24 protein-coding genes are annotated in these 20675 nt (G+C 68.1%); 5 read left to right on the forward strand and 19 right to left on the reverse strand.

The window, feature by feature from the left end; genetic code table 11:
• Positions 1 to 46: 46 nt before the first annotated feature.
• From CQ034_RS09355 to infC, 8 genes are all read right to left on the reverse strand, one after another.
• On the reverse strand, positions 47 to 796 hold the full coding sequence (locus CQ034_RS09355; RefSeq protein ID WP_372466466.1) for an amino acid ABC transporter ATP-binding protein: 750 nt from the start codon (positions 794 to 796) through the stop codon (positions 47 to 49).
• 252 nt (positions 797 to 1048) lie between these two features.
• Complete coding sequence (locus CQ034_RS09360) at positions 1049 to 2011, reverse strand: TAXI family TRAP transporter solute-binding subunit (protein ID WP_105710842.1); 963 nt, start codon at positions 2009 to 2011, stop codon at positions 1049 to 1051.
• Entirely contained in the window at positions 2008 to 3384 is a 1377-nt protein-coding gene (locus CQ034_RS09365; protein WP_029262483.1) for a HAMP domain-containing sensor histidine kinase, read from the reverse strand. Before CQ034_RS09365 ends, CQ034_RS09360 begins: the two co-directional genes overlap by 4 nt.
• Before the next feature lie 3 nt (positions 3385 to 3387).
• The gene (locus CQ034_RS09370) at positions 3388 to 4059 is read right to left on the reverse strand and encodes a response regulator transcription factor (protein ID WP_105710843.1); all 672 of its coding nucleotides are present in this window, start codon (positions 4057 to 4059) and stop codon (positions 3388 to 3390) included.
• Between the two features lie 35 nt (positions 4060 to 4094).
• Positions 4095 to 4907 carry an RNA methyltransferase gene (locus CQ034_RS09375; RefSeq protein WP_105711006.1) on the reverse strand — a complete coding sequence of 271 codons (813 nt, stop codon included), beginning with the start codon at positions 4905 to 4907 and terminating at the stop codon, positions 4095 to 4097.
• An 84-nt stretch (positions 4908 to 4991) separates the two neighbouring features.
• Positions 4992 to 5378 (reverse strand): 50S ribosomal protein L20, encoded by a 387-nt coding sequence (gene rplT, locus CQ034_RS09380; protein WP_029262486.1) that lies wholly within the window; start codon positions 5376 to 5378, stop codon positions 4992 to 4994.
• A gap of 35 nt (positions 5379 to 5413) precedes the next feature.
• Positions 5414 to 5608 (reverse strand): 50S ribosomal protein L35, encoded by a 195-nt coding sequence (gene rpmI / locus CQ034_RS09385; RefSeq protein WP_017828564.1) that lies wholly within the window; start codon positions 5606 to 5608, stop codon positions 5414 to 5416.
• Positions 5609 to 5679: 71 nt separating this feature from the next.
• Entirely contained in the window at positions 5680 to 6330 is a 651-nt protein-coding gene (infC, locus tag CQ034_RS09390; protein WP_081860006.1) for a translation initiation factor IF-3, read from the reverse strand.
• A gap of 231 nt (positions 6331 to 6561) precedes the next feature.
• Here infC and CQ034_RS09395 point away from each other — a divergent pair, with 231 nt between their 5' ends.
• On the forward strand, positions 6562 to 6960 hold the full coding sequence (locus CQ034_RS09395) for a DUF1844 domain-containing protein (protein ID WP_029262488.1): 399 nt from the start codon (positions 6562 to 6564) through the stop codon (positions 6958 to 6960).
• A 1-nt stretch (position 6961) separates the two neighbouring features.
• Here the strand turns inward: CQ034_RS09395 and CQ034_RS09400 are convergent, their stop codons facing one another.
• The 7 genes from CQ034_RS09400 to CQ034_RS09430 form a co-directional block, all read right to left on the reverse strand.
• Complete coding sequence (locus CQ034_RS09400) at positions 6962 to 7375, reverse strand: hypothetical protein (RefSeq protein WP_105710845.1); 414 nt, start codon at positions 7373 to 7375, stop codon at positions 6962 to 6964.
• A 23-nt stretch (positions 7376 to 7398) separates the two neighbouring features.
• A complete protein-coding gene (locus CQ034_RS09405; RefSeq protein WP_029262490.1) occupies positions 7399 to 8196 on the reverse strand; it encodes an SseB family protein in 798 nt (265 codons plus the stop codon).
• On the reverse strand, positions 8180 to 8926 hold the full coding sequence (gene priA, locus CQ034_RS09410) for a bifunctional 1-(5-phosphoribosyl)-5-((5-phosphoribosylamino)methylideneamino)imidazole-4-carboxamide isomerase/phosphoribosylanthranilate isomerase PriA (RefSeq protein WP_029262491.1): 747 nt from the start codon (positions 8924 to 8926) through the stop codon (positions 8180 to 8182). Before priA ends, CQ034_RS09405 begins: the two co-directional genes overlap by 17 nt.
• A gap of 103 nt (positions 8927 to 9029) precedes the next feature.
• Positions 9030 to 9665: an imidazole glycerol phosphate synthase subunit HisH gene (gene hisH / locus CQ034_RS09415; protein WP_105710846.1), complete on the reverse strand. Its 636-nt coding sequence runs from the start codon at positions 9663 to 9665 to the stop codon at positions 9030 to 9032.
• Complete coding sequence (hisB, locus tag CQ034_RS09420) at positions 9662 to 10279, reverse strand: imidazoleglycerol-phosphate dehydratase HisB (protein ID WP_029262493.1); 618 nt, start codon at positions 10277 to 10279, stop codon at positions 9662 to 9664. The genes hisH and hisB overlap by 4 nt, the downstream gene beginning before the upstream one ends.
• Entirely contained in the window at positions 10276 to 11361 is a 1086-nt protein-coding gene (locus CQ034_RS09425; protein ID WP_105710847.1) for a histidinol-phosphate transaminase, read from the reverse strand. The genes hisB and CQ034_RS09425 overlap by 4 nt, the downstream gene beginning before the upstream one ends.
• 66 nt (positions 11362 to 11427) lie before the next feature.
• Entirely contained in the window at positions 11428 to 11796 is a 369-nt protein-coding gene (locus tag CQ034_RS09430) for a LysM peptidoglycan-binding domain-containing protein (RefSeq protein ID WP_029262495.1), read from the reverse strand.
• A 290-nt stretch (positions 11797 to 12086) separates the two neighbouring features.
• On the opposite strand from CQ034_RS09430, the gene lexA reads away from it, so the two are divergent.
• Positions 12087 to 12773 carry a transcriptional repressor LexA gene (gene lexA / locus CQ034_RS09435; protein WP_029262496.1) on the forward strand — a complete coding sequence of 229 codons (687 nt, stop codon included), beginning with the start codon at positions 12087 to 12089 and terminating at the stop codon, positions 12771 to 12773.
• A gap of 22 nt (positions 12774 to 12795) precedes the next feature.
• Entirely contained in the window at positions 12796 to 14661 is a 1866-nt protein-coding gene (locus CQ034_RS09440; protein ID WP_105710848.1) for a prolyl oligopeptidase family serine peptidase, read from the forward strand.
• Positions 14662 to 14671: 10 nt separating this feature from the next.
• On the opposite strand, the gene smpB is transcribed toward CQ034_RS09440, so the two are convergent.
• The 3 genes from smpB to ftsE form a co-directional block, all read right to left on the reverse strand.
• The gene (smpB, locus tag CQ034_RS09445) at positions 14672 to 15148 is read right to left on the reverse strand and encodes an SsrA-binding protein SmpB (RefSeq protein ID WP_021199784.1); all 477 of its coding nucleotides are present in this window, start codon (positions 15146 to 15148) and stop codon (positions 14672 to 14674) included.
• A 63-nt stretch (positions 15149 to 15211) separates the two neighbouring features.
• Positions 15212 to 16126 (reverse strand): permease-like cell division protein FtsX, encoded by a 915-nt coding sequence (ftsX, locus tag CQ034_RS09450; protein ID WP_105710849.1) that lies wholly within the window; start codon positions 16124 to 16126, stop codon positions 15212 to 15214.
• Positions 16123 to 17265 (reverse strand): cell division ATP-binding protein FtsE, encoded by a 1143-nt coding sequence (ftsE, locus tag CQ034_RS09455; RefSeq protein ID WP_105710850.1) that lies wholly within the window; start codon positions 17263 to 17265, stop codon positions 16123 to 16125. The genes ftsX and ftsE overlap by 4 nt, the downstream gene beginning before the upstream one ends.
• Positions 17266 to 17449: 184 nt before the next feature.
• On the opposite strand from ftsE, the gene CQ034_RS09460 reads away from it, so the two are divergent.
• Entirely contained in the window at positions 17450 to 18502 is a 1053-nt protein-coding gene (locus CQ034_RS09460) for a DUF2510 domain-containing protein (RefSeq protein ID WP_105710851.1), read from the forward strand.
• 25 nt (positions 18503 to 18527) lie between these two features.
• A complete protein-coding gene (locus CQ034_RS09465; protein ID WP_181156273.1) occupies positions 18528 to 19484 on the forward strand; it encodes a DUF2510 domain-containing protein in 957 nt (318 codons plus the stop codon).
• Positions 19485 to 19534: 50 nt separating this feature from the next.
• Here the strand turns inward: CQ034_RS09465 and prfB are convergent, their stop codons facing one another.
• A complete protein-coding gene (prfB, locus tag CQ034_RS09470; RefSeq protein WP_029262501.1) occupies positions 19535 to 20644 on the reverse strand; it encodes a peptide chain release factor 2 in 1110 nt (369 codons plus the stop codon).
• Positions 20645 to 20675: the final 31 nt, after the last annotated feature.

Consider the following 20675-nt stretch of genomic DNA (forward strand, 5'->3'; position numbering starts at 1 on the left):
CTGTGTGTGCAGGGTCTGTGTGGTCGGGCGTCAGTGTGGTCGCGCGTCAGTGCGTGAGGAGCTTCGAGAGGAAGTCCTTGGCACGGTCGCTCTTCGGGTGCGTGAAGAACTCCTCCGGAGTCGCCTCCTCCACGATCCGCCCGTCGGCCATGAAGACGACACGGTCGGCCGCCTTCCGAGCGAAGCCCATCTCGTGCGTGACGACGATCATGGTCATTCCCTCGTGAGCCAGCTCGACCATCACGTCGAGGACCTCGTTGATCATCTCGGGGTCGAGCGCGCTGGTCGGCTCGTCGAAGAGCATCACCTTGGGCTGCATCGCGAGCGCCCGGGCGATCGCCACACGCTGCTGCTGGCCGCCGGAGAGCTGCGCGGGAAGCTTGGATGCCTGCTGTGCGACGCCGACGCGCTCGAGCAGGATCATCGCCTCTTTCTCGGCATCCGCCTTCTTGAGGCCCCGGACCTTCATCGGCCCCAGGGTCACGTTCTCGAGGATCGTGAGGTGGGCGAACAGGTTGAACGACTGGAACACCATGCCGACGTCCGCACGGAGGTGTGCGAGGCCCTTGCCCTCGGCGGGGAGCTCCTTGCCGTCGATGCGGATCGTGCCGCTGGTGATCGTCTCGAGTCGGTTGATCGTGCGACACAGAGTCGACTTGCCGGACCCGGACGGGCCGATCACGACGACGACCTCTCCCGAGTTGACCGTGAGGTCGATGTCGGCGAGAGCTTGGAAATCTCCGTAGTGCTTCTGGACGTTCTCGACCACGACGAGGGGTGTATCAGAGGTCATCATTTCTCCAAACTAGCCACGTCGGACGCGGGTCTCCAGGCGCCTCGGTGAGATTTACACGTTCGTAATCACCTGATCGCGGTACCAATGCTGCTTTGCACGGGTACCCCACGGCCCGCCCCCACGGGCCGCGGGATCGTCCTGCGGCCTCGCCCCCAGCGACAGCGGAGCTGCAGGATCCGATCGCGCGCGATCGACCTCACACTGGCAGAGCCGAGGGCCCGGTGTCAGACTTCTTGAGGATTTCTTGAGCAGTCAGCCGCGCAGGTCCCGGTAGTACTCGACCGCGCCCGGATGCAACGGAACCGGGCCGGTGAAGATCGCCGATCGACGATCCAGCAGCGCGGCGGTCGGGACCTCCCCCGCGATCCGCAAGCGGGCATCGAACAGTCCGGCCAGGATGTCGCGCGCGACGCCGTCCGGGGTAGAGGAACTCGTGACGAGGTAGTTCGGCACGGCCATGGTCGGCGCCGAGGCAGCGATGCCGTAGGTGCCGGCGGGGACATCGGCTGGTCGATAGGCATCCGAGTAGCGGTCGTTCACCTCGTTCACCCAATCCTGCTCGATCGGGAGCAGGCGCACGGACGTGGTCTGCGAGAGCGCCGCGATTCCCGGTGTCGGCAGCCCACCCACCCAGAAGAACCCGTCTATCTCGCCGCGCTCCATCGCGGCGATCGACTCCCCGAGGTCGAGCTGGGGATCGCGGACGGACCCGATGCCGACGCCGGCGGTGTCGAGGACGCGTGAGGCGATCACGTTCACCCCGGAGTTCTCCGCACCGAGCGACACGGTGCGCCCCTCCAGCTCCGGGAGACTCGATATGTCGGAGTCTCCGCGCACGACGACCTGCACGTACTCGTCGTAGAGACGCGCCAGAGCCCGCACCTGGAGGGGCGCGTCGAAGGCGCCGGTTCCCGCCACGGCATCGGCTGCCGCATCGCCCTGCGCGAAGCCCAGCAGCGCCTCACCGGAGTCCACGCGCAGCAGGTTGTCCACGGACCCGGCCGTCTCCTGCCCGACGATCCTGATGTCCAGGTCTGCAGAGAGCGCCTCGGCGAGATGGCTCCCGTAGTCGTAGTAGACCCCCGTGGGGCCGCCCGCCGCGATCGCGTACTCGGCGTCGGTCCACTCGCTCGCGCGCTGGCTGCATGCGGTGAGCGCCCCGAGCAGCAGGACCGAGAGGATTCCGGCGACCGCCCGCCGCCCAACGGCCATCATGGGGTCGTCCTGTCGGGGAGCAGCAGCACGACCTCGAGTCCACCGCCGTCGGCCGCTGCCACAGCCACCTCGCCGCCGACCGTCGCCAGCAGGTCGCTCGCGATCGCGAGTCCGAGTCCGGAGCCCGGCGTGTCCGCGCTCTCGGCGCTCCGCCAGAACCTGTCCGTCGCCGCCGCCGCCTGCTCGGCGGAGAGCCCCGGACCATGATCGCGGACCGTGATCCGACAGACGTCTCCCTCGCGATGCGCTCCGATGCCGATCCACGCGCCGTCCGGCGAGAACTTCACGGCGTTGTCGATCACGGCGTCCAGCGCGCTCTCCACGACCGTCCGGTCGGTCACGCTCATCACCGACGGGTCCCCCGCCGAACGCAGGGCGATCCCCCGCTGCCCGGCGACGTCGCGCCAGGCCTCGAGACGGCGGGCGGACAGAGTCGCAAGGTCGACGGCGGAGATCGTGGTGTCCACGCGCCCGCCGCGTGCGAGGCCGAGCAGTGTCTCGAGGATCCGCGTCATCCGACGCCCCTCCTCCCTCGTCTCCTCCACGTCGTCGCGCCACTCCCGCCCGAGCCCGGTCGCGAGGTGCTCCACACGCAGGAGCAGCGCGTTGAGCGGGTTGCGCAACTCGTGGGAGGCGTTCAGCGCGAACTCCTGCTGCCGCGTCATGACGCGCTCGATCTCGTCGGCCATGCCGTTGAACACCTGCGCCATGCGGCGGAGCTCTGGTGGCCCGGCATCCTCGGGGACACGCGCGTCCATCTCGCCCCGCTCGATGGCCACCATCGCCTCGTCCAGCCGCCTCACCGGGGACAGCACCCATCGGGCGAGCCGGAAGACGAGCAGCACGCCCAGCGCGATCAGCACCAGCGCGATGGCGGAGATGATCAGAAGCTGCTGCACGATCGCGGCCCGGGGGGCGTCGACATCTCCGGCGACCAGCACGGCCCCGATCACGTCGCCGTCGTCGAAGACCGGCTCCGCCAGCGCGGCATCCGCCACCGTCCAGGGGAAAACGGCCGCCGGCTGCTCGGCGCGTCGCCCGGACAGCGCCAGCCGCACCCGTTCCGCGTCCTCCTCCGCGAGCACGGTCGAGCCATGCTCCCCCGCCGCCCAGGGGGCACCGCCGAGATCGAAGACCGTCACCTCGATGCCGTACACCTCCTCGAAACGGACGACCTCGGCATCGATCACCGCCGCGCTGCCCGATCGAAGCGCTTGACGCGCGCTGGTGATGAAGTAGCCGAGGTCGCCGAGCTGCTGCGTGTAGAACGACTGCTGCACGCTCCGGGCCGCACTCCATCCGGCCGCACCGCCCAGAGCGACCAGGATCGCCACGAGCGGGACGAGGAAGACGATCACCAGACGTCGACGCACGACTCAGGACCCCACGAGACGGTAGCCGACGCCGCGCACGGTCTCGATGACACCGCGGGATCGGGTCTTCTTCCTGATCGCCCCGACGTGCACCTCGAGGGAATGCCCGAAGCCCCGCCAGTCCGTGTTCCACACCTCACGGATGAGACGCTCCTTCGGAACCGCCACACCCGGATAGCGTGCGAGCACCGCGATGATGTCGAACTCCTTGCGGGTGAGCTCGATCGGCGCACCGTCGACCAGGACCTGCCGCCCGACGAGGTCGATCTCCAGCGAGCCCCCGAGGAGCAGCACCCGCGCGTCGGAATCCGGGCGCATCGGCCGAGAACGCCGGGTCACGGCCTCGATCCTGGCCAGAAGCTCATGCACGTCATAGGGCTTCACCACGAAGTCATCGGCGCCGGCACGCAGTCCCTTGATGCGCTCGGCGACCTGGTTGCGCGCGGTCACGATCATGATCGGAACCTCGGAGCGTCCGCGGATGCGGCGGCACAGGTCGACGCCGTCCATGTCGGGGAGTCCCAGATCGAGGAGCACGACCTCGGTGTCAGCGCCGAGGAGAGCCAGCGCCGACGCCCCATCGGAGGCGCGCACGGTCGCGTAGCCCGACCGCGCGAGGAATGCTTCGAGCGCCCCAGCGACACGGTCGTCGTCTTCGACGATCAGAATCCTCATCGACCCTGTGACCCGCTTCCTTCGTCGGCCGGACGTCAGCCGACAGAGGTCGCCCGCTGTGCGAAGGCGCTCTCATACAGGCAGACGCTCGCTGCGGTCGCCAGATTGAGGGATTCGGCCTTGCCGAAGATCGGCAGCCGCAGCACCTGGTCGGCCAAGGCGAGAGCATCGTCTTCCAGACCCCGCGCCTCGTTTCCGAACAGCCATCCGGTCGGCTCGGCGAGCACTCCGTCCGCGCGGGCTTCCAGCAGATCGTCGCCCTTCACGTCGGCGGCGAGGATGCGCAGACCCGCGGCGTGCGCGCGCTTCACGACGTCGGCGAGGTCTCCCCCGACCGAGACCGGGAGGTGGAACAGCGACCCGGTCGTGGCGCGCACGACCTTCGGGTTGTACGGATCGACGGTCCGGCCGGTCAGCACGACGGCATCCGCGCCCGCCGCATCGGCCGCGCGGATGATCGTGCCCAGGTTCCCGGGGTCGCGCACCTCTTCGCAGATCGCCACGAGACGAGGCGAGGCATCGAAGATGTCACGCACCGAGGTCGGTGTCTGCTGGACGACGGCGACCAATCCCTGCGGAGTGACCGTGTCGGCCATCGCGTTCAATACGTACTCGGTGACGTACTCGACGTCGATGTCGGCGTCGGCGGCCTTGGCACGGATGTCCGGGTGCTTCTCCCACCCGCTCGGCGTCGCGAACAGCTCGACGATCGCCTCCGGGCGATACGTGAGTGCTTCACGCACCGACTGCGGACCTTCCAGAAGGAACAGGCCCGTCTCGGTTCGCGCGCTGCGCTTGGTCAGCTTCGCGACAGCACGGACTCGGGGCGAACGGGGGTTCTCCAGCACGTTCACAGTCTAGGGTCACCGCGGGTGCCGGATACGCGAAACGGGCGCCTCCCCGAAGGAAGACGCCCGTAGGAAGCGAGATGCTTACGCAGCCGACTTCGGTGCGTTGACGTCGGAGGGCAGAGCCTTCTTCGCCGTCTCGACCAGCGTCGTGAACGTGGCAGCGTCGTTGACCGCGAGGTCGGCGAGCATGCGACGGTCGACGGTGACACCCGCGAGGCCGAGGCCCTGGATGAAGCGGTTGTACGTGATGCCGTTCTGGCGAGCAGCAGCGTTGATGCGCTGGATCCAGAGGCGGCGGAAGTCACCCTTGCGCTTGCGACGGTCACGGTACGAGTAGACCAGCGAGTGGATGACCTGCTCTTTGGCCTTGCGGTAGAGGCGCGAACGCTGACCGCGGTAACCCTTTGCGCGCTCGAGGATGACCCGGCGCTTCTTGTGGGCGTTTACTGCCCGCTTGACTCTTGCCATTTTCCTGTGTTCCTATTCGTGCGTTCGGGCGCGCGTCAGCGGCCGAGAAGCTTCTTCGCGACCTTGGTGTCAGCCTTCGAGAGCACCTGGTCCTGGTTCAGACGACGGGTGCGACGGCTCGACTTGTGCTCGAGGTTGTGGCGCATCCCGGCCTGCTGCTTCTTCAGCTTGCCGCTGCCGGTGATCTTGAAGCGCTTCTTAGCACCCGAGTGGGTCTTCTGCTTCGGCATCTTCTCTTCCTTCGTATGGCGCCTTCTCAGGCGACGGTGTCAACCCGCGGTGCGGGAGTTCTGGGGCGGATCTACTCCGCGGCAGCTTCTGCCGGTGCGTCGGCATCGCTCTTGGCGTCGCGGGATGCCTGCTTGTTCGCCGCGCGCTGTGCGTCGCGAACCGCGTTCTGCTCCTGCTTGGCCTCGGACTTGCTCTTCAGCGGAGCCACGATCATGACCATGTTGCGACCGTCGATGGTCGGGTTCGACTCGACCGTTCCGAGCTCGGCCACGTCTTCGGCGAACTTGCGCAGCAGACGCACACCCTGCTCGGGACGCGACTGCTCACGACCGCGGAACAGGATCATGGCCTTGACCTTGTCGCCGGCCTTGAGGAAGCCCTCGGCGCGCTTCAGCTTGGTCGTGTAGTCATGAGCCTCGATCTTCAGACGGAAGCGGACTTCCTTGAGGATCGTGTTCGCCTGGTTGCGGCGCGCTTCCTTTTCCTTCTGGGCGGCCTCGTACTTGAACTTGCCGTAGTCCATGATCTTGACGACGGGCGGCTTCGAGTTGGGGGCGACCTCGACGAGGTCGAGATCGGCTTCCTGCGCGAGGCGCAGCGCTGCCTCGATGCGGACGACGCCGATCTGCTCACCCGCGGGGCCGACGAGGCGGACCTCGGGGACGCGGATGCGCTCATTGGTACGGGGATCGCTGATGCGGAACTCCTTAGACGATGTGATTCGGCCACCGCGACGCTGTCTGCATCACGGGCGAAATCGGAATCGTCCCCACCCACCGGCATTCAGACGCCGGCTCCGCACCCTGCCTGCCGGGTCCGTCTTGCGAACGGAGCCGGTGGAGTGCAAGACCCGGTAGCCTTGAACGGCAAGCGCGGGTGGGAAGTGAATCCTCTTTCGATCCGGAGCATGACGCTCCGGAGCCCGCCAAAGTCTAACAGAAAGCAAGGCGAAGTGACGAACCAGGCACCGGACGAGGCTGCACGCGAGCGCGAAGAGCGCTGGGCACGTCAGGAGGAGGCTGCGTCGTCGGCCACTCGAGACATCGCCGACGTACCCGCGGTCGAGGTGATCACCACGGCGGCCGTGCACCTCATGAGCGCCGGCGCCGTCAAGCTCGGCCTCGCCGACGACCCCGACGCGGCGGCACAGCTCGACCTCGACGAGGCTCGCAAGCTCATCAACGCCCTCGCCGGGCTCATCACCGCCGGCGCCCCCGAGATCAGCGACATGCACGCACGCTCGCTCCGCGACGGGCTCCGCTCCCTGCAGCTCGCGTTCCGCGAGGCATCGACGATCCCCGACCCCATCGGCAAGGGTCCGGGCGAGAAGTGGACCGGGCCGGTCAACTAGTTCAGGATTCGAGGACGATCGGATCCGCGGTCGAGGGGCCGCCGCACGGTTCATCCGAGTGCGTCCACGAGATCGATTCCTCGGACTCGTGGATGAGCGTGTTCTGGGCGTCGAACAGGCGGATGTCGACGCCGTCGGGCGTCGACATGTCGAACCCGAGCACCCACGTCCCGTCACCCTGAGGCGTCACCATGAACAGGTTGGTCGATGAGGTCGGCTCGGTACCCGGCGCCGGTGAGCACTCCCCCGCGACGCAGAACTGGACCGCCACCACCCCCGCTACGGCACTGGTCTCGAGTGCGACGGCGTTCGTCCATCCGATCGCGGGGCAAGCCAGCGCGCAGCCCGAGCTGCCGGTAACGGCGCCCCCGAGGAGAGCAACGACGGCGATGGCGCGCAGGAGACCTCGGGACATGCCCCGATCGTAGCGAAGCGCGCTCAGACGCTGCGGCGGAGCTTCACCGTGAGCGAGTCCGCCAGGACGGCGATGCGGTCGTCCGACGCCCAGCGCTGAGCCAGACGCGAGAGCACGGCGTCGAGCACCTCGCGCTCCAGACCGTCGACGAGTTCCAGGACCACGATCAGCTCCGGGCCGCGCAGACGTGCGTCGGGGTCGCCGGACGCCACCGCCACGTCGATCACGGCCAGTTCGTGGGCCACACTCTCCTGGAGCGCGGTGTAGACCTCGGTGGAGAGGAAGCTCGGCTCCCAGGCATGCTCCTGGGCGATCGCCCAGACGGCCGGCCGCCGGATCACGAACTCCGTGTCGGCCGTCGGGTCGAGCACGATCAGGTCGGTGTCTTCGGCTGACGCCGCCAGCGCCGCCCGGAGCGCCTCCACAGGAATCGGGCGTGCCGTGGGATCCCACTTCTGCATCGCCTCGACGGAGGAGAAAACCGGCTGCACCCGCCGCCCGTCGGGGGCCGCGACCGTGACGATCGACAGCTCCTGCGTCTTGTCGACGGCGAGGCCGCTCGGCGCGACGCCTTCCTCACCCTTCTCGGCGATCAGAGGGATCAGCACGCGAGCCGAGCGGAAAGCGTCGACGACTTCCACCTGACTGCCTTCGCCGGCGCGGAAGCGCAGCAGTGCGGCCAGCAGCGCCGGGTCGGCCGAGCCGTCGTCCGCCGCGTGCGGATTCGACTCGAAGCTGCGTCCCTCCCAGGGGACACCGGCCGAGTCTCCGTGGTTGTGCGACTCGGGCCCGCAGGCGTGGCCGTCAGTCTCCTGCGACATCCAGTGCCTCAGCCAGCGTGAACGCACCGGCGTACAGGGCCTTGCCGACGATCGCACCCTCGACGCCCAGCGGCACGAGTTCACGGAGCGCGGCGATGTCGTCGAGGTTGGAGATCCCCCCGGATGCGACGACCGGCTTCGGTGTGCGCGAGGTCACCTCGCGAAGGAGCTCGAGGTTCGGGCCGCGAAGCGTGCCGTCCTTCGTCACGTCCGTGACGACGTAGCGGCTGCATCCGGCGTCTTCCAGGCGCTCGAGGACCTCCCAGAGGTCGCCGCCCTCCTTGGTCCAACCACGTGCGGCGAGCGTGGTGCCGCGCACGTCGAGGCCGACCGCGATCGCTTCGCCGTAGCGACCGATCACATCGGCGGCCCACTCGGGGTTCTCCAGTGCGGCCGTGCCGAGGTTGATCCGGGTGGCGCCGCTCTCGAGCGCCGCCTCGAGGGTCGCGTCGTCGCGGATGCCGCCCGAGAGCTCGATGCTGACGCCCTTGAACTGCTTGATGACCTTGCGCAGGATCGGCGCGTTGCTCCCGCGGCCGAAAGCGGCGTCGAGGTCGACGAGGTGGATCCACTTCGCGCCCTGTGCGGCCCACTCCCCTGCCGCGTCGAGCGGGTCGCCGTAGCTCGTCTCGGTTCCGGCCTCGCCCTGGGTGAGGCGGACGGCCTTACCACCGGCGACATCGACCGCGGGAAGGAGCGTGAGCGAGGGAGACTGCGCGAAGTCGTTCATGGGGTCCTTGGCTAGGGAAGGTCTGCAGCCCGGAGCGGGCACGAGAACCGAGGGTAGTCCGCCGGAGAGCGGGTGACAAAACGGATGACGTCCACGATGGGTGTCAGAGACTCCCGACCCAGTTGCGCAGGAGCTGGATGCCGGCTTCGCCCGACTTCTCGGGGTGGAACTGGGTTGCCGAGAGCGGACCGTTCTCGACGGCGGCGAGGAAGGGGTCGCCGTAGGTCGTCCAGGTCAGCACGGGCTCGGGGAACGGCGGGATGACGTCGAGCTCCCAGGACTGGGCGGCGTAGGAGTGCACGAAGTAGAAACGCTCATGTTCCAGGCCCCGGAAGAGCACGCTGTCTGCGCCGGGCTCGACGGTGTTCCAGCCCATGTGCGGCAGCACGGGTGCGTTGAGCTCGGTGACCGCTCCGGGCCACTCGCCGAGGCCCGCGGTGTCGTGCCCGCGCTCGACCCCGTGCTCGAAGAGCACCTGCATGCCGACGCAGATCCCGAGCACCGGTCGTCCGCCGGCCAGACGCCGGTCGATGATCTCGTCGCCGCCGTGTGCGTGGAGCGCGTCACGGACCGCCTGGAACGCGCCGACGCCCGGAACCAGGAGACCGTCGGCCTCCAGGGCGACCTTGCGGTCGCGCGTCAGCACGGCATCTGCGCCGGCAGCGGCCAGCGCCTTGACAGCCGAGTGGACGTTGCCCGACTCGTAGTCGAAGACGGCGACGCGGGGACTCGCGCTCACAGTGCACCCTTGGTGGACGGGATCCCGTCGACCAGCGGATCGAGTGCTTTTGCCTGGCGGAACGCGCGGGCGAAAGCCTTGTACTCCGCCTCGGCGATGTGGTGCGGGTCGCGGCCGCCCAGCACACGCACGTGGACGGTCAGCGCGGCGTTGAAGGTGATCGCCTCGAAAGAGTGACGCACCAACGAGCCGGTGAAGTGCCCACCGATGAGGTGGTGCTCGAATCCGGCGGGCTCGCCGGTGTGCACGAGGTACGGACGACCCGAGATGTCGACGACCGCCTGCGCGAGCGCCTCGTCGAGCGGCACGAGCGCATCGCCGTAGCGGGAGATGCCGGACTTGTCGCCCAGCGCCTCGAGGATCGCCTGTCCGAGCACGATCGACACGTCTTCGACGGTGTGGTGCGCATCGATGTCCGTGTCGCCCGAAGCGCGCACGGTCAGGTCGGTCAGCGAGTGCTTCGCGAAAGCGGTGAGCATGTGGTCGAAGAACGGCACCGACGTGTCGATGCGGCTCGCCCCCGTGCCGTCGAGGTTCAGCTCGAGTTCGACGGTGGACTCCGACGTGCTGCGCACGCGGCTCGCGGTGCGCGGGGTCGATGACGGGGTGCTCATGATGCCGATCCTATCGAGGCCAGAGCATCGAGGAACGCGGTGGTCTCGGCCTCGGTGCCCGCGCTGACCCTGAGATGACCGGGGATGCCGACATCACGCACCAGCACGCCGCGGTCGAAGAGCTGCTGCCACGTCGCACGCGGATCGGCGATGCCGCCGAAGAGGACGAAGTTCGACCAGGATTCGTGGGGCGTATATCCGAGCGCCTCGAGGGTCGCTGTGATGCGGTCGCGCTGTTCGACGATCTCCTCGACCATGCCGAGCATCACGTCGGAGTTGCGCAGAGCGGCGACGGCCGCAGCCTGCGTGAGCGTGCTCAGGTGATAGGGCAGGCGCACCAGACGCAACGCATCGATGAACGTCGGATCTGCCGCCAGATACCCGACTCGCGCACCGGCGAAGGCGAAGGCCTTGCTCATCGTGCGCGAGACCGCCAGGCGCGGGCGCCCCTCGAGGAGTGTCAGCGCGGAAGGCGCGTCGTGCGGTGCGAACTCCTGGTAGGCCTCGTCGACGATCACGATGCCCCGCGCCGCCTCGTAGACGGCTTCGACGACGTCCAGGCCGAGCGGGGTGCCGGTGGGATTGTTCGGGGTGCACAGGATGATCACGTCGGGGTCCGCGGTGCGCACCTGCTCCGCTGCCTCCTCCGGTGTGATCGTGTAGTCGGGCTGCCTCGTCCCGGGGATCCACTGCGCGCCCGTGCCCTGCGCGATGAGCGGGTACATCGAGTAGGTCGGCGCGAAACCGAAGGCCGTGCGCCCGGGGCCGCCGAAGGCCTGCAGGATATGCTGGAGCACCTCGTTCGAGCCGTTGCCCGCCCAGATCTGCTCCGGGGTGAGGCCGTGACCCAGATACTCTGCGAACGACTCGCGAAGAGTGGTGAACTCCCGGTCGGGATAACGGTTCACATCACGGATCGCGAGCGCGATGTCGTCGAGGATGTCGCTCGCCACCGCGTCCGGAATGGGATGCGTGTTCTCGTTCACGTTGAGGGCGATCGGGAGCGGTGCCTGAGGAGCGCCGTACGGAGTCAGTCCGCGAAGATCATCGCGTAGCGGGAGATCGTTGAGGGAGAGGGTCACCCTTCCCATGTTAAGCGGCGCCCCGAGTCGATGACGCAAAGTTGCTGCAGCTCGGGCGCGACGGGATCAGTCCACGTACTGGGCCGGGATGGCGAGCGTCTGGCCGATCTGGAGCTCACCGCCACGCAGCAGGTTCATGCGGCTGATCTCACCGATGACGTCGCGCGGGTCGGCGCCGGGGGCGACACCGGTGGCGATCGACCAGAGAGTGTCACCGGGCATGACGGTCACGGTCTCGACACTGACGGCTGCCGTGTCTGCGCCCGAGGCGATCGCACTGCCACCGCTGAGTGCGGCGAAGGCGATGCCGATCGCGAGCGGCACGGAGGCGAACCCCAGCAGCACGGCGCGACCGCGCGTGGTCAGACGGAGTCGCGTCGTAGGACGGGTCGACGCCGGAATGACTGCCGCGGTGCTGAAGCCGATGCTGCTCATGTGGTGCTCCTTAGCCTGTCCCGGAGCGGTGAAGCTGCCGGGGAAGTTGGCGTAGCGTTCGCATTCCCGTCTCGGCCGGGAGCCGTGAATGCGAAGCTACGTACCGAAGATATCTTCGAGTTCGAACATCTGTCAAGTTGTCTTCGAAACCGGATGCACGATTCTGCCGACACGCTCGAACAGATCTTCCAGATCGGGCCGTTTCTCGGATACGGTTTCGATGAGAACACCACACCACGGGCCTCCGACATTCGAAGAGCGACGTCGGAACACCGCACTTAAGGAGCACCATGAGCGAGAACTCGGCCCCCGAGTCGGAGGCACCGCGGACGCGACGCCGCAAGAGCCTGAGCCCCAAGCAGATGGCGATCCTCGAGGTCATCCAGAACTCCATCGCTCATCACGGCTACCCGCCGAGCATGCGGGAGATCGGAGACGCCGTCGGCCTGAAGTCCCTGTCGAGCGTGACCCACCAACTCGGTCAACTCGAACTGAGCGGCTACTTGCGACGCGACCCCGGCAAGACACGTGCCATGGAGGTCCTGATCGATCTCCCCGGCGCCAGCGGCGAGAACCCCGCCGACGTGGCGACTCCGGTCGGCGACGCGGCGCTCGTGCCCCTGGTCGGTCGCATCGCCGCCGGCGTGCCGATCACCGCCGATCAGCAGGTGGAGGAGATCTTCCCTCTCCCCCGTCAACTGGTGGGCAAAGGAGACCTCTTCATGCTCAAGGTCTCGGGCGAGTCGATGATCGACGCCGCGATCTGCGACGGCGACTGGGTCGTCGTGCGCTCGCAGAACAATGCGGAGAACGGCGAGATCGTGGCCGCGATGCTCGACGGCGAGGCCACGGTCAAGGTGCTGCGCCGTCGCGACGGCCACACCTGGCTCCTCCCCCGAAACTCCTCCTTCGAACCCATCCTCGGCGACGAGTCCGTGGTGCTCGGTAAGGTCGTGGCGGTGCTGCGCGCCGTCTGAGTTCAGACCATAGGCTCGGAGCATGTCGTCGCCTCACGGTTCCTGGCCCTCTCCGTTCTCCGCAGCCTCCGTCGCGGCATCCTCCCCGCGCATCGACGGGGCGCGCTTCGTCGGCTCCGAGATCTGGTGGGGAGAATCCGTGCCCGCCGAGAAGGGGCGGGTCACGGTGCGAAGCTCCTCGGGAGCCGAGATGCTCCCGGCGCCCTGGAGTGCTCGCTCCCGTGTACACGAGTACGGCGGCGGGGCATGGACCGCCGATTCCACGGGCATCCTGTACTTCGTCGATGCCGGCGATCAGCGTGTCCATCGACTGGTCGCCGGTGCCGAGCCCGTCCCGCTGACACCGGCGGGGCCATCACACGGAGGCCTCCGCGTGCAAGACGGCCGTCTGCTCGCCGTGCGCGAAGATCTGTCGGCCGCGCCGCATACCCGCGCGATCGTCGAGATCCCGATCGACGGCTCCGCCGCGGAGGACGCGTCCGGAATTCGAGTCATCGTCGAGGGCGACGGCTTCTTCGCCCACCCCGCACTCTCGCCGGATGGCAGCCGCGTCGCCTGGGTCGCCTGGCACCGCGGACGGATGCCGTGGGAGGCCGCCCACCTGCAGATCGCGAGGAGCGACGGCGGCGACGTGCACGAGGTCCCTACTCGGGCGGCATTGCAGCCCGAGTGGCTCAGCGACTCCGAGCTGGTGTTCGCCGATGATCCGGACGACCGCTGGGGGCTCTACCGCCTCGAGCTCGACGGCACCTCGCCGGTCGGCGCCCCGCGCGCGCTCGCCCCGGCCGACGCCGACACCGGCTACGGACTCTGGGTGCTCGGCAACCGCTGGTATCGGCCGCTCGCCGACGGACGCATCGTCGCGACCCGCACGAACGGGCGCGACGAGGTCGTCCTGATCTCTCCGGACGGTGCCGCACGCCCGATCGATGTCCCGGCCGACGGTCATGTGAGCGTCGACGATGTGGACGGGTCTCGCGTGCTGCTCTCGGGCAACGGTTCGGGAGTGACCGCCGGACTGTGGTGCGTCGATGTCGACTCCGGCGAGACCGTCGCGGTGCGAGGAGGCGAGCCAGTGGACACCGGTTGGATGCCGCGCGCCCTGCCGATCGAGGTCGACGGTCGGCACGGCATCGTGCATGCCTTCGCCTACCCTCCGGCGAACCCCGACGCGACGGCACCCGCCGACGAGCTCCCCCCGTATGTCGTGCTGGTGCACGGAGGCCCGACCGCGCACGCCACCGGTGCGGCATCGGCAGCCAACGCCTTCTACACCAGCAGGGGAATCGGCGTGCTCGACGTCAACTACGGCGGCTCCACCGGCTACGGTCGCGCCTATCGCGAGCGTCTGGACCGCCGATGGGGCGTCGTGGACGTCAACGACGTGATCGCCGCCGCACAGGGCCTCGCGGATGCCGGGCTCGCCGACCCGTCCCGCATCGCCATCCGCGGTGGATCCGCAGGCGGCTGGACGGTGCTGTCCGCGCTCGTGCGCGGCGGGGCCTTCGCCGCGGGGATCAGCCGCTACGGCGTGGCCGATCTGCGGATGCTGGTCGCCGAGACGCACGACTTCGAGGCGTCGTACATCGACGGTCTCGTGGGGCCTCTCCCCGAGTACGAGCACATCTACGTCGAACGGTCACCACTCACCCACGCGGATCGCATCGGAGTCCCCGTGCTGCTGCTGCAGGGCGGAGAAGATCGAGTGGTCCCGCCCTCGCAGTCCGAGGCGATCAGAGACGCGCTGGCCGCCCGAGGCGTCGACCACGAGTATGTCCTCTACCCCGATGAGGGGCACGGGTTCCGCAGTGCCGACACGATCATCGACGCGCTCGAGCGTGAACTGATCTTCCTCGGCCGCGTGTTCGGCTTCGAGCCGACGCTGTGACGACCGGTCGCTACTCGCCCACGCGATTGCGCAGGCGCATGGCACGATCCGCCTCGCGGGTGTCCTGACGTTCGCGCAGGGTCTGCCGCTTGTCGTACTCGCGCTTTCCCTTGGCGAGGGCGATCTCGACCTTCGCCCGCCCATCGGAGAAGTACAGTTTCAGCGGGATCAGGGTGTATCCACCCGCCGAGACGGCATGCGCGATCTTGGCGATCTCCTCGCGATGCAGCAGCAGCTTGCGGATCCGCTTCGCCGAGTGATTGGTCCAATGCCCCTGGGAGTACTCCGGGATGTGCACCGAATCGAGGAAGACCTCGTTGCCCTTCACGAACGCGTAACCGTCGCTGAGGTTGGCGCGCCCCTGACGCAGTGACTTGACCTCGGTGCCGGTGAGCACCATCCCCGCCTCGTACGACTTCTCGATCGTGTAGTCGTGACGTGCGCGACGATTGGTCGCGACGACCTTCTCTCCGCGTTCCCTGGGCATGATGCTCTCCTGTTGCCGTGATGAGCTCGATCGATCGTTCCGACTGAGCAGCCTTTCAGGATATCAGGTACGGAGCCAACGCCTGATCGCGAAGCCGGCGGACAACGCGGCCAGGACGACGCCGATGCCGATCAGCACCGGCACGACGAGCATCGCGTCCTGCATCGTCACCCAGGTCGTGATGAACGGGACGCGGCCTCGCAGGTAGCCGTTCACCCCGAAATGCATGCCGGCGACGACCGCGGCACTGGCCAGCGCCGAGCCGAGGAACGCCGCGAACACGCCTTCGAGCACGAACGGTGTCTGGATGAACCGGTTCGAGGCGCCGACCAGGCGCATGATGCCGATCTCCTTGCGACGCGCATACGCCGACAACCGGATCGTCGTCCCGATCAGCAGGGTCGCCGCTATCAGCATGAGCACCGCTATGCCGACGGCGATATACGTCGCGACGGTCAAAGCGGAGAACAGCGGCTCGAGGTATTGGAGCTGATCCTTGACCTGCTCCACTCCGGCCTGGCCGCTGAATGCCTCGGCGAGCACCTGCGACTGCCCCGGGTCTTTCATCGTCACGAAGAAGACCTCGAATGCCTGGTCGGGCGTGAGCACACTCGCCTGGTCCTCGCCGAGCTGCTCGACGAGCTTGGCGTACGTGTCCTCCTTGGTATCGAAGGTCAGCGAGCTGATGAGCGGTGCCAGCGCGTCGCCTTCGAGCTGCGCCCGGACCGCGGCCACCTGCTCCTCGCTCGCGGCTCCGTCGATGCAGGTTTCGGATTCCGAGACCGCGGAGCACATGTACACGGCGACCTGGGCACGCTCGGCCCAGTAACCCCGCATGACGCCGATCTGCGACTGCATCAGGATCGCCGCGCCGACGAAGGTGAGCGAGACGAAGGTGACGAGGATCACCGAGATGACCATCGAGATGTTCCGTCGGAGACCGCCCAGGGCCTCGGTCAGGATGAGTCCGATTCTCATGAGGTCGGGCCCACTTCCTCGTCGTCTTCGTCGGAGAGCCCGAGGCGATCTGCGACTCCGAGCTCGGCGACATCGACGGTGGGCAGGGTGATCGGGTGCGTGCGCGGTCGGACGACCGCCGGCGGCTCCGTCACGGTCGGCGGCTCGACGACGGCCGGTGATTCCGCGACGGTCGGCGGCTCCACGACAGCGGCGATGGCGCCGGTCGCCGGGACGGCACTCGACTCCGGGGGTTCGACCGTGCGCGGGGGTTCGGCCTTCTGCGGAGCACCTGCCGGAGCATCCGAGGCGCGCTCGTCTGCGGCGGCCTTCCGCTGCGAGCTGAGCTCTTCGGCGAGAGCAGCGCGGACCGAGGAGAGGTCCGCCGTCTGACGCTGGACCTCCTGCACCGCCGTCAACGCCGCTGCGGCGGCAGCACCGCGCACCTTCTCCGGCACGAGGCGCGGGATGTTGGAGGTGTCGCCGTATCCGCCGTGAACCTCGTCACGCACCATCTCGCCGTCGCGCAGCTCGATCACCCGGCGCTGCATCTGGTCGACGAAGCCGGCCTCGTGCGTAGCCATCAGCACGGTAGTGCCGCCGGCGTTGATGCGAGCAAGAAGCTGCATGATGTCGACGGAGGTCGCAGGGTCGAGGTTGCCTGTGGGCTCGTCGGCGAGCAGCACCTGCGGACGATTGACGAGGGCACGAGCGATCGCGACGCGCTGCTGCTCGCCGCCGGACAGCTCATGCGGCATGCGCTTCTGCTTGCCGTCGAGTCCCACGAGCGCGAGTGCCTCGGGCACTGCCTGCTGGATGAATCCCCGCGAAGAGCCGGTCACCTGCAGGGTGAAGGCGACGTTCTGGTAGACCGTCTTCGACGGCAGGAGGCGGAAGTCCTGGAACACCGAACCGATGTGGCGCCGGAAATAGGGCACCTTGCGGTTGGCGAGCGAGCGGAGGTCCCGGCCGAGCACGGCGACGCGGCCTGCCGTGGGTACGTCTTCGCGCAGGATCAGACGAAGACAGGAGGACTTGCCGGAGCCCGAGGCGCCGACGAGGAAGACGAACTCCCCGCGTTGCACTTCGAAGTCGACACCGGAGAGGGCGGGCTTCGACGTCCCGCGGTAGCGTTTCGTGACGTTCTCGAACCGAATCATGACGGTTCGAGCCTAAGCGCGCCCCTCCTGCTGACCGCGAGCGACACCCCGCACCGGCGCGTCCGCATCCGGAGAGCATGGGGATTGCTCCCCATCAGGAACTCCCTGCGAAGTCACCGGCCACTGCTATACATAAGGGTGCGGTCGCACCATGGAGCGGCCGAATCGTCTTCGAGGGGGACCCATGAGCACGACACCTGCAGGTTGGTACGACGACGGCAGCGGACGCCAGCGGTGGTGGGACGGTGAGCAGTGGACGGAGCACTTCGCTCCGGACGCGACCGCCGCAGCCGATGCGGAGTCGGCACCGGTGGCACCGGATGCCGCCGAGGCGTCGACCGGGATCGAGACACCGGCGACCGACGCTCCCGCCGTCGACGAGGAGCCCTCTTATGACGCACCGGAGGCACCGTCCACCGATGACACCGTGATCCGCACCTCCGCCGAGGCGCCGACCGCCGCGACCACACCGCTCGGCGACGACGTGGCCGCCTACGCGGCTCCGGCAGCGCCCGACTACTCCCCCACGGCCACGCCGGAACAGCCCGTGTCGAGCTACCCGGGCGCGGCTCCGGCATACCCCGGCGCGGGCGCAGCCTCCGGCTATCCCGCAGCTGCCCCGTACGTGCAGACCGAGCCGGAAGCTCCGAAGAAGCCGTCGGTGCTCGGACTCGTCGGACTCGGGCTGTCGGCCGTCGGCACGATCCTGGCGTTCATCCCGCTGATCGGCTTCATCGGCTTCATCCTCCTCGGCGCGGGCTTCATCGTCTCCCTCATCTCGCTCTTCCTGAAGGGGAAGAAGTGGCCGGGGATCACCGGCCTGATCCTCTCCGTTGTCGGCGGCATCATCAGCGCCGTGATGTTCTTCGTCTTCTTCTTCGCTATCGCCCAGAACGCGAGTGAAGAGATGAACAACCTGCCCAGCTCCTCGCCGTCGATCGAAGCCACCGAGCCGGGCGAGACCGACGGGACGGACGGCGCCGACGACGGCACGCGTCCCACCTCGGCCGAGGTGGCGGTCGGACTGACCGCGATCCTGGCCGCCGAAGGCACGGAGGGCTACACCGAGCCGCAGATCACGTGCCTCTCGGACCTTCTCGTCGAGTCCGAGCTCGACAACTCGACGCTGCGCGCGATCGCGGAGAGCGACGGCACGCTGACGGATGTCGACGCCGCGTACGGTTTCGCCGAGGTACTGGGCGACACCGAAGCCATCACCGCGTGCTTCGTCCCCTGAGCCGTCGGACGAGCGGAACCATCTGATGACGACGCCTGCCGGCTGGTATGACGACGGCTCCGGCAGCCTGCGGTGGTGGGACGGCACGCAGTGGACCGCGCACGTGCGGACCTCCGACGATGCGCCGGTGGCCCCGGAACGACCGTCGGTCGAGCCGGTTGCCTCCGCCGTGCCGTCGCCCGCCACAGCGCCGTTCACCCCGCCCTACACGCTGCCCTCGTCGGGGGTGTCGACCGAGCGGGTGATCGCGCCTGACCTCGTCGGAGCACCCGGCGGAGCGTGGGGTGCGCCGGCACCGCAGCCACCCGCGCCCGGAGTGTCGGTGCTCGGAATCATCGGTCTCGCCGTGGTGGTCGTCGGCGTCGTGTGCGCCTGCATCCCGGTGATCTCGATCGTCGGCTGGGCGCTTCTCGGCGTCGGATTCGTGCTGTCGCTCGTGTCCCTGTTCCTCCGCGGCCGCAAGTGGCCGGGGATCACGGGGCTGGTGGTGTCGGCGATCGGAGCGCTCCTGGCGTTCGCCGTGTCGCTGCTGCTGCTCGCGACCGTCTCGGCCCCGGCCGACGCCGCTGCGAGCGCCGAGGAGCGCACGGACCCCGCGTCGATCGAGGGTGCCGAGATGGTGCCCTTCGCCGAGCTCGAGGTCGGCGACTGCCTGCCGTTCGTCGACTACGAGGACACGGGTCAGATCTACGAGTTGCCCGTCGTCCCGTGCGAGCGGCCGCATACGGATGAGGTGTACTTCATCTTCGAGGTCGATGAGGAGGCGTTCCCCGGCGACGATGCTCTCGGCGAAGCGGCATGGGACGGCTGCGCCTCGCACTTCGACGCATACGTCGGCATCGCCTACGAAGACTCGGTGCTGGATTTCTACACCTATCAGCCGACGGAGACCTCCTGGGCCCGCGCGGACGATCGCACCGTCCAGTGCATCCTGTACAGCTATGAAGACGTGACCGGCACTCTCGAGGGTGCGAAATACTGACGAGTCACACGAAGAAGGCCCCGGAGTGATCCGGGGCCTTCTTCATGGATTCAGTCTTCGATCTTGCGCTTGCGCCAGCGGATGCCCGCGGAGATGAAGTCATCCAGGTCTCCGTCGAACACGGCAGCCGGGTTGCCCGACTCCTGGCCGGTGCGCAGATCCTTCACCAGCTGCTGGCCATAGAGGAAGTACGAGCGCATCTGGTCACCCCAGCTCGCGGTGATGTTGCCCGCGAGCTCCTTCTTCTTCGCTGCTTCCTGTTCCTTCTGCAACAGCAGCAGTCGGGTCTGCAGCACGCGCATGGCGGCGGCGCGGTTCTGAATCTGCGACTTCTCGTTCTGCATCGACACGACGATGCCGGTCGGAAGGTGCGTCAGGCGCACAGCGGAGTCGGTCGTGTTGACCGACTGACCGCCGGGGCCGGAGGACCGGAACACATCGACGCGGATGTCGTTCTCGGGGATGTCGACCTCGGTCGCCTCCTCCATCAGCGGGATGACCTCGACCGCGGCGAACGACGTCTGACGCTTGTCGGCTGATCCGAACGGGCTGATGCGGGCCAGACGGTGGGTGCCGGCCTCGACCGAGATGGTGCCGAACGCGTAGGGCGCGTCGATCTCGAACGTCGCCGACTTGATGCCGGCGCCCTCCGCGTAGGAGGTGTCCATGACCTTGACCGGGTACTTGTGGCGCTCGGCCCAGCGCAGGTACATGCGCATCAGCATCTCGGCGAAGTCGGTGGCGTCGTCGCCGCCCGCACCGGAGCGGATGGTGATGATGGCACTGCGCTCGTCGTACTCGCCGTCGAGCAGAGTCTGCACCTCGAGCTGGTTGATCAGGTCGGTGAGCGAGGCGAGTTCGGTGCGAGCCTCCTGCGCGGACTCCTCATCCCCCATCTCGTTCGCGAGACCCACGAGCACCTCGAGGTCGTCGAGACGCTGCGCGATGCCGGTGATGCGGGCGAGCTCGGACTGACGGTGGCTGAGTGCGCTGGTGACCTTCTGCGCGTTCTCGGTGTCGTCCCAGAGGTCGGGGGCACCGGCCTCCTCGCTGAGACGCGCGATGTCGTCGCGGAGACGGGAGACATCGACGACCTCGCTGATGTCGCCGAAGGTGTGCCTGAGCGCCTGGATTTCGGCGGAGAGATCTAGTTCGAGCATGACACCTCAGCCTAACGTGCCGCCCGCACGC

Source organism: Microbacterium sp. MYb45 (genome assembly GCF_002979655.1).
Lineage (GTDB): Bacteria > Actinomycetota > Actinomycetes > Actinomycetales > Microbacteriaceae > Microbacterium.

What these genes read in the sequence shown, in the direction of transcription:
- CQ034_RS09355 (WP_372466466.1), bottom strand. Translation starts at nt 796, where the DNA reads ATGATGACCTCTGATACACCCCTCGTCGTGGTCGAGAACGTCCAGAAG.
- CQ034_RS09360 (WP_105710842.1), bottom strand. Translation starts at nt 2,011, where the DNA reads ATGATGGCCGTTGGGCGGCGGGCGGTCGCCGGAATCCTCTCGGTCCTG.
- CQ034_RS09370 (WP_105710843.1), bottom strand. Translation starts at nt 4,059, where the DNA reads ATGAGGATTCTGATCGTCGAAGACGACGACCGTGTCGCTGGGGCGCTC.
- rplT (WP_029262486.1), bottom strand. Translation starts at nt 5,378, where the DNA reads ATGGCAAGAGTCAAGCGGGCAGTAAACGCCCACAAGAAGCGCCGGGTC.
- rpmI (WP_017828564.1), bottom strand. Translation starts at nt 5,608, where the DNA reads ATGCCGAAGCAGAAGACCCACTCGGGTGCTAAGAAGCGCTTCAAGATC.
- CQ034_RS09400 (WP_105710845.1), bottom strand. Translation starts at nt 7,375, where the DNA reads ATGTCCCGAGGTCTCCTGCGCGCCATCGCCGTCGTTGCTCTCCTCGGG.
- CQ034_RS09405 (WP_029262490.1), bottom strand. Translation starts at nt 8,196, where the DNA reads ATGTCGCAGGAGACTGACGGCCACGCCTGCGGGCCCGAGTCGCACAAC.
- priA (WP_029262491.1), bottom strand. Translation starts at nt 8,926, where the DNA reads ATGAACGACTTCGCGCAGTCTCCCTCGCTCACGCTCCTTCCCGCGGTC.
- hisB (WP_029262493.1), bottom strand. Translation starts at nt 10,279, where the DNA reads ATGAGCACCCCGTCATCGACCCCGCGCACCGCGAGCCGCGTGCGCAGC.
- CQ034_RS09430 (WP_029262495.1), bottom strand. Translation starts at nt 11,796, where the DNA reads ATGAGCAGCATCGGCTTCAGCACCGCGGCAGTCATTCCGGCGTCGACC.
- lexA (WP_029262496.1), top strand. Translation starts at nt 12,087, where the DNA reads ATGAGCGAGAACTCGGCCCCCGAGTCGGAGGCACCGCGGACGCGACGC.
- CQ034_RS09440 (WP_105710848.1), top strand. Translation starts at nt 12,796, where the DNA reads ATGTCGTCGCCTCACGGTTCCTGGCCCTCTCCGTTCTCCGCAGCCTCC.
- smpB (WP_021199784.1), bottom strand. Translation starts at nt 15,148, where the DNA reads ATGCCCAGGGAACGCGGAGAGAAGGTCGTCGCGACCAATCGTCGCGCA.
- ftsX (WP_105710849.1), bottom strand. Translation starts at nt 16,126, where the DNA reads ATGAGAATCGGACTCATCCTGACCGAGGCCCTGGGCGGTCTCCGACGG.
- ftsE (WP_105710850.1), bottom strand. Translation starts at nt 17,265, where the DNA reads ATGATTCGGTTCGAGAACGTCACGAAACGCTACCGCGGGACGTCGAAG.
- CQ034_RS09460 (WP_105710851.1), top strand. Translation starts at nt 17,450, where the DNA reads ATGAGCACGACACCTGCAGGTTGGTACGACGACGGCAGCGGACGCCAG.
- CQ034_RS09465 (WP_181156273.1), top strand. Translation starts at nt 18,528, where the DNA reads ATGACGACGCCTGCCGGCTGGTATGACGACGGCTCCGGCAGCCTGCGG.
- prfB (WP_029262501.1), bottom strand. Translation starts at nt 20,644, where the DNA reads ATGCTCGAACTAGATCTCTCCGCCGAAATCCAGGCGCTCAGGCACACC.